Raw genomic sequence first — 6,996 nt, forward strand, 5'->3', positions numbered from 1 at the left:
AGGCGGCCCGCCGGGGACGCGCACCTCGACGAGGCCCTGCAGATCGCCGGGCTCGGCGACGCCCTGGCCCGTGCCGTACGCACCTACTCGCAGGGCATGCGCCAGCGGCTCGCCATCGCCCAGGCCATGCTCGGGATGCCGGACCTGCTCATCCTCGACGAGCCGACCAACGGCCTCGACCCGCCCCAGATCCGCGAGATGCGGGACGTGATGATCCGGTACGCGGCCGGCGGCCGGACCGTGATCGTCTCCAGCCACCTGCTCTCCGAGGTCGAACAGTCCTGCACCCACCTCGTCGTCATGGACCGGGGCAGGCTCGTCCAAGCCGGTCCGGTCGCCGAGATCACCGGTTCCGGCGACATGATCCTGGTGACCACCGCCGGGGAGGTGTCCGAACCGCTCGCGGAGAAGGTCGCCGTGCTGCCCGGTGTCGGCTCGGCCGTCCGCACCGACGACGGGCGTGGGCTGCTCGTCCGGCTCGACGGGGGGACCGTCCCCGGCCTCGTCGCCGAACTCGTCCGGCTGGACGTGCCGGTGACCGGGGTCGGACCGCACCGCCGCCTGGAGGACGCCTTCCTCACCCTCATCTCCGGAGGTTCCGCATGAGCCCCGCCACCGAGCTGCAGAGCCTCGCCGAAGCCCCCGGCTACCAGGCCCGCCGCACCCTGCCGCTGCGCGTCGAGGCGATGCGGCAGCTGCGCAGGCGCCGCACCCTGCTCATGGGCGGGGTGCTGGCCGCCCTGCCGTTCGTCCTGATCATCGCCTTCGCGATCGGCGGCACACCCGGCGGCGAAGGGGGCGGCCGAAGCGGCTCGCGCATCAACCTCATGGACGTCGCCACCGACTCCGCCGCCAACTTCGCCGCCGTCAACCTGTTCGTCTCCGCAGGCTTCCTGCTGGTGGTGCCGGTGGCGTTGTTCTGCGGGGACACCGTCGCCTCCGAGGCGAGCTGGTCCTCGCTGCGCTACCTGCTGGCCGCGCCCGTGCCCCGGGCCCGGCTGCTGTGGAGCAAGCTGGTGGTCGCCCTCGGTTTCCGCGCGGCTCGCCCTCGTGGTCGCGTTCGTCTTCGTCTCCCAACTGGTCACGGCCGGGCTGGCGTTCTGGCTGTCGACCAGGACCGACGCACCGCTCGGCGCGGTCGGCGGCGCGGTGGGGCTCACCATCGTCGGCAACGTCCTGGACGCCGTGACCGCCCTCGGGACCTGGCGCGAGTTCCTGCCCGCGCACTGGCAGTTCGCGTGGGCGGACGCGCTCCAGCTGGACCTGGAGTGGAGCGGGATGGCGAAGGGCGCGGCGGTCTCGGTGACGTACGCCGTGATCCTCTTCGCCCTGGCCTTCCGTGGGTTCGGCCGCAAGGACATCGTGTCCTGAACTTCGCCTTCCGCCGAGGGCCACCGCAAGGGCGTGGACAACCGGGTCGTCCTGCTCTCCGACGCCCCGGCCAACAACGGGGACCTGCCCGGCACCCTGGCGTCGGGCGAACTCGCCGCCCGGGCACGGAAGCCGGCCGCCGCCACCGAGGACGGCCGGCCCGGTGACCGAGCTCACCACTGCCATCGACCAGGCCGACCGGATCAAGGGGCGCGGCGACCGGTCGGCCGGGGCGGAGGAGGGCGAGCTCGGCCGAGGCCGCCGACGGGCTCGCACGAATGTGCGGAATCGGCTGTGCGGGCGCGCCCGGCGCACCATCATGAGCGCCATGTCCTCCGTACTGATGATGGCCGCCGTGCTCACGACCGGCCTCTACGCCGGGCTCCTGCTGACCTTCCTGATCGCGGTCATGCCCGGTCTCGCGGCCCTGCCCGACGAGCACTTCGCCGCCGCCATGCGCCGCTTCAACGAGTCGGTGCCCGGGCCGGTCTTCCTGGTCCTCTTCGCCGGAGTGGCCGGCTTCCCGGCCGCCGTGCTCGCGACGGGGACACCGCGATGGCCGGTGGTCCTGGCCGGGCTGCTCTGCGCGGTCGCCGGGCACCTGGTCACGGTCGTGGGCAACATCCCGCTGAACAAGGCGCTGGCCGAGGCGGAGGGGGGCGACGACACCGCGGCGCGGGCCGCGTTCGAGTCCCGCTGGAACACTCTCCACCAGGCGCGGACGGCCTTCTCCCTGGCGGCCTTCACGCTGCTGACGCTCGCCGCACTCTGACCGGCCCGGGGCACCGGCTCGCGGCACCGGCCCGCGGTACCGGCCCGCGGCACCGGGCCACGGCACCGGGCCGCGAGAAGTTCAGGGAACGCCGTGGCGCGAGCGAGGGGGAGGAGCGGGCTGCGGAGGAGTGTCTGACGGTCGCCGGGGTGTCCACTCTCTTACCGCGTTACTTGAACCGATCCAAGCTCCGTCCAGTACCTGGCCTGCCAGGAGATCCGCGCTCAGGCTCAGCGGGGAAGGGCGGCCCCGGCCGGATGGTGCGGGCCGAGGAGCACGACGAGCCCGGCCCTGCCGGGGACCGGAGCGGGCACCCGCTGCCATCCCGCCCGCCGGTAGAAGCGCAGCGCGGCCTCGGCGTGCAGGGAGCTGAGCAGCCAGCACCGGCCGCCCGGCGCGTCCTCGGTGACCGCCGCCAGCAGCGCGCCCCCCGTGCCGGTGCCGCGCGCCGTGGGGGCGACGGCCAGTTCGTCGACCTTCAGGGCCCCGCACAGCCACTCCCGCACCCGGTCGGGTCCGAGGGCCTCGGCGACGGGCCCGTACGTGCCGTCGCCGGGGAAGGGCACGGGGGTGGTCCAGGCGGCGGCGAAGCCGGTGACGGCCCCGCCTTCGTCGAGGGCCAGCCCGGCCCTGAAGCCGGGGCGCGCCGTGTCGGCGGCGAGCCGCTCGGCGTACCGTCCGGCCGTCGCGGGGTCCTCGTTCCACGGCGGGGCCGTGAAGGCTTCCGTGTACACCCGCCCGATCCCGTCGGCGTACGCGCGTACGCCCTCGCCGTCCACGGTGCGTATGCGCATCGCCGCCCCTCCCGCAGTGCCGTCCGGTGCGGGAAAGGATAGGGCCGGGCTCAGATGCCGCCGGCCCGGCCCGGTACCAGGTGCGCGGTGAACCAGTCCCGGGCCAGGTCCGCGACCTGTTCGAGGGCTCCGGGCTCCTCGAACAGGTGGGTCGCGCCCGGGACGATCTCCAGCCGGTTCTCGCAGTGCAGCGCCTCCTGCGCCTGCCGGTTGAGGTCGATCACCGTGGTGTCGTCACTGCCCACGATCAGCAGTACCGGCGCCCGTACGGCGGCCAGGTCCGCACCGGCGAGGTCCGGGCGCCCTCCCCGGGAGACCACGGCACCGACACCGGAGTCCGTCGCGGCGGCGGCCCGGAGCGCGGCGGCCGCCCCGGTACTGGCCCCGAAGGAGCCCACCGGGACGGCCACCCGGCGGCGCAGCCACCGCGTGGCGTCCGCCAGCCGGTCCGCGAGCAGCCCGATGTCGAAGACGTTGGCCCGGTCCGTCTCCTCCCCGGGCGTGAGCAGGTCCAGGAGCAGCGTGCCGAGGCCCGCCCGGTTCAGGGCCTGTCTCTTATACACAGCCGGAGCCGTGGGCGAACACCACCACCGCACCGGTGGCGGCGGGCAGCACCAGGTCGCCGGCCAGCCCCGTCCCGCCCGACTCGACCTCGACCGTCTCGGTCACCGCGCCGCTGCTGCCGACGCCCGCCCGTGCCAGCAGGGCCACCACCTCCTCGTCGGAGGTCTGCGAGAAGTCCTGGTACCACTCGCCGACGGAGGAGAACGGCGTCGGGGTGGACAGGCACACCACCTCGTCCACGTCCTCGCGCAGCCGGGCGACGACGTCCGGCGAGGCCACCGGGACGGCCAGGACGACGTGGGCGGCGCCCTGCGCCCGGACCACCCGGCAGGCCGCGCGGGCGGTCGACCCGGTGGCGATCCCGTCGTCCACCACGATCACCGCGCGCCCGCGCAGCGGGAGCCGCGACCGGCCCTCCCGGTAGGCGTGCGCCCGCCGGGTGAGCTCCGCCTCCTCGGCGTGCTCGACGTCCAGGAGGTCCTGCTCACGGACTCCGGCGTGGCGGACGATCTCGTCGCTGATGACCCGCGCCCCGCCCTCCCCGATGGCCCCGAAGCCCAGCTCCGGGTGGTACGGGACGCCCAGTTTGCGGACCACGGTCACATCGAGCGGGGCGCCGAGCGCCCGCGCCACCTCGAACGCCACCGGGACCCCGCCGCGTGGCAGTCCCAGGACCACAGGTTCGCGTGGTCCGAGGTGGCCGAGCTCCGCCGCGAGCCTGCGTCCGGCGTCCGTACGGTCGATGAACTGCACTGTGGTCGCCTCCGTCCGTCCCCGGGACCTCCCGGCGGGCGTGGTCCGCCCCTGCCCGGTCCCGCGTACCGCGTCGTGGACCCGCCTGTGCGGACCCACACCCCCACCTTCGACGCAAACCCATGGGGAGGCGCCCGGCAACCCGGGGCGGCCGCCCCGGGTTGCGGGAAACGGCGCGGCGCGGGGCGGGTAGGGCGGCCGGACCCCCGGCTGCCCCTGGCCCGCGTTCCTGGCCGCCCCGGCCCGCGCCCCCTGAGCCGCGCCCCCTGGCCCGCGCCCCCTGGCCCGCGCCCCTTGGCCCGCGCCCCCTGGCCCACGCCCCTGGCCGACGGCCGCCTGGTGCCTGCCCGGTCAGCCCGCTCGGGGTTCGTCCGCGGCCGGGCCCGGTCGGTCCGACCGTGGCGAGGCCGCCGTCCGCCCGGTCCGCACGCTCCAGCGCCCTTCGGCGCGGAAGAGGCGGACCGGGTGGCCGAAGCAGCGGCTCACGAGACCGCCGGTCAGGACCTCGTCGACCGGGCCGGCGGCCAGGCAGCGCCCGTCACGCAGCAGCACCGCGTGCGTCGTCCCCGGCGGCAGCTCCTCCAGGTGGTGGGTCACCAGGACCGACGCGAGCTCCGGACGGCTCTGCTGGAGCGTGTCGATCCGCTCGATGAGCTGCTCACGCCCGGCCACGTCCAGGCCGGTCGCGGGCTCGTCGAGCAGCAGCAGCCGGGGACGGGGCATGAGGGCCCGCGCGATCAGCGCACGCCCGCGCTCCCCCTGGGACAGGGTCGGCCAGAGCGCCTCCCGGCGGTGGCCCAGGCCGAGCAGGCCGACGAGGCGGTCCGCCTCGGCCAGTTGCTCGGGCGTCGGGCGCCACCGGGGGACCCGCTCGACGCTGTTGGTCAGCCCCGTCAGCACCACGTCGCGGACCTTCAGGGGGGAGCGCAGGGCGTGCCGGGGGTCGACGTGGCCGACGTACGTACGCAGGGTGCGCAGGTCCACCCGGCCCAGCCGGTGCCCCAGGACGTCCACGGTGCCGCGGGTGGGGTGGGTGAGGGCGCCGAGCAGGCCGAGCAGGGTGCTCTTGCCCGCGCCGTTGGCGCCCAGCAGCGCCCAGTGCTCACCGGCCCGTACCGTCAACGACACCTCGCTGAGGATCGGCCGGCCGTCCCGGACGACGTCCACCGCACGCGCGCACAGGACCGGGACACCGGCCACGGCCGGGCCCGTACCCGCGCCGGGGGCCACGCCCACGAGCGGTTCCGCGCTCATGACCGGACCCGGCGGGCGCGGTTGCCGGCGGCGAGGGCCGAGGAGAGCGACGCGGTCAGGGCCGAGGCGTCCCACCCGGCACCCCAGGCCGTGGCACCGTCCACCCGGTACAGGGCGTGGGCGACGGCGGGGGAGTCGGGCCCGGCGTCGCCCACGCGCCCGGAGTGGCCGAGGACATCGGCCGTCACCCCCGCCGTACGCAGGGTGGGGAACGCCGTGGTTCCGGCGGAAACGGGCACGGGGGTACTTCTTTCACTCGGCCGTCCTGGGACCGGCGCGGCCCGACCTCTGCTGCGGGGGGCCGGTCGTGGTCAGGTCCCGCAACGGCAGTCGAGGAGAAGGAGCTCGCGCTGCGGCATGCCGGTACAGTAGGGGAAACCCAACTCCTCAGACAAGCTGAGGTCTGTAGGAAGGTGGACGGCATGGCACAGGCCCCGCTCGGCGAACTGGCCGCTCTGCGGCCGTCCCCCCTGGTCGAGCAGGCCACCGAGCGTCTGCGCGAGAGGATCGCGGGCGGCGCCTGGCCGGTGGGGACGAAGCTCCCCGCCGAGACCGCCCTGGCCGCGTCCCTGGGTGTGGGGCGCTCCACGGTCCGGGAGGCGCTGCGGGCGCTCGCCGGGGCCGGACTCGTCCGGCCGCGCCAGGGTGCCGGGGTCTTCGTCATCGCGACGGAACCCGAGGAGGACTGGGCCACCCAGCTGCGGCGCGCGGCCGTCACCGACGTCTACGAGGTCCGCATGCTCATCGAGGTGGAGGCCGCGCACCTGGCGGCCCTGCGCCGTACGGACGAGGACGTACGCGCCCTGGAGGAGGCTCTGTCCGGGCGCCGGGCCGCGGGGCGCGCGGACAACGCCGCGTTCGTCGACGCCGACATCGCACTGCACGCCGCCGTCGTCGCCGCCGCCCACAACCCCGTACTGACCGCCCTGTTCACCCAGTTCGTGCCCGCGCTGCGGACCGGGCTGACCGACATGCTGGACCTCCTCGCCCTGCGGACCGCCGACCCCGACCACGGCGACGCGGACCACGCCGCCCTGGTGGACGCCGTCGTCGCGGGCGAGCCGGACCGAGCCCGCCGCACCCTGCGCGACGAACTGGCCGCCACGCTGGAGCGGTTGCGCACGGTGTGACACGGAGGGCGCCGGCACACGACCGGTGCGGCACCCGGGGCGCGGGGGCGCGGGGGCGCTTCGGAAGGGCCGGGGCGGTGCCGGAACGGCCAGGCGGTACCGGGACGGCCGATGCCGCACCGGGACGGCCGAGGTGGCACCGAGGCAGCCGACGCGGTACCAGGGCGGCAAATTCGAACACCCCGCCGTCTACCGGGAGTTCACCGCCTACGGGAACAATGGCCTCCGCTTGGCCGACGATTCCCGCGAGGAGACACGCATGCCGAAGCGGTCGTTGAGGACCCCCACCTCAGCCCTGACGCACCTGCCACCCCCACCGGCCGGAACCCCCGGACCACCACCTGTCTCTTATACACAT

General features: G+C 75.4%; 6 protein-coding genes and 2 pseudogenes. 4 read left to right on the top strand and 4 right to left on the bottom strand.

Annotated features, from left to right (window positions below; translation table 11 throughout):
• From IH13_RS0116625 to IH13_RS0116635, 3 genes and pseudogenes are all read left to right on the top strand, one after another.
• Positions 1 to 606 (top strand): ATP-binding cassette domain-containing protein (locus IH13_RS0116625; protein WP_031085185.1); only part of this gene is annotated, 606 nt, incomplete at its 5' end.
• Positions 603 to 1,371, top strand: a pseudogene (locus tag IH13_RS37655) (ABC transporter permease). The gene IH13_RS0116625 and the pseudogene IH13_RS37655, both read left to right, overlap by 4 nt.
• Before the next feature lie 328 nt (positions 1,372 to 1,699).
• Positions 1,700 to 2,143 carry an anthrone oxygenase family protein gene (locus IH13_RS0116635; RefSeq protein ID WP_031085188.1) on the top strand — a complete coding sequence of 148 codons (444 nt, stop codon included), beginning with the start codon at positions 1,700 to 1,702 and terminating at the stop codon, positions 2,141 to 2,143.
• A 230-nt stretch (positions 2,144 to 2,373) separates the two neighbouring features.
• Here the strand turns inward: IH13_RS0116635 and IH13_RS0116640 are convergent, their stop codons facing one another.
• The 4 genes and pseudogenes from IH13_RS0116640 to IH13_RS0116655 all read right to left on the bottom strand — a co-directional run bounded on the left by IH13_RS0116640 (position 2,374) and on the right by IH13_RS0116655 (position 5,747).
• The gene (locus tag IH13_RS0116640; RefSeq protein WP_031085190.1) at positions 2,374 to 2,937 is read right to left on the bottom strand and encodes a GNAT family N-acetyltransferase; all 564 of its coding nucleotides are present in this window, start codon (positions 2,935 to 2,937) and stop codon (positions 2,374 to 2,376) included.
• 50 nt (positions 2,938 to 2,987) lie between these two features.
• Positions 2,988 to 4,254 (bottom strand): annotated as a pseudogene (locus tag IH13_RS37660) (phosphoribosyltransferase family protein).
• A gap of 351 nt (positions 4,255 to 4,605) precedes the next feature.
• A complete protein-coding gene (locus IH13_RS0116650) occupies positions 4,606 to 5,508 on the bottom strand; it encodes an ABC transporter ATP-binding protein (protein ID WP_082317627.1) in 903 nt (300 codons plus the stop codon).
• Positions 5,505 to 5,747 carry a hypothetical protein gene (locus IH13_RS0116655; protein WP_031085194.1) on the bottom strand — a complete coding sequence of 81 codons (243 nt, stop codon included), beginning with the start codon at positions 5,745 to 5,747 and terminating at the stop codon, positions 5,505 to 5,507. Before IH13_RS0116655 ends, IH13_RS0116650 begins: the two co-directional genes overlap by 4 nt.
• Before the next feature lie 183 nt (positions 5,748 to 5,930).
• On the opposite strand from IH13_RS0116655, the gene IH13_RS0116660 reads away from it, so the two are divergent.
• Positions 5,931 to 6,638 (top strand): FadR/GntR family transcriptional regulator, encoded by a 708-nt coding sequence (locus IH13_RS0116660; protein WP_031085196.1) that lies wholly within the window; start codon positions 5,931 to 5,933, stop codon positions 6,636 to 6,638.
• Positions 6,639 to 6,996 lie beyond the last annotated feature (358 nt).

The sequence above is a fragment of the Streptomyces sp. NRRL WC-3549 genome, assembly GCF_000721935.1.
Taxonomy (GTDB): Bacteria; Actinomycetota; Actinomycetes; order Streptomycetales; family Streptomycetaceae; genus Streptomyces.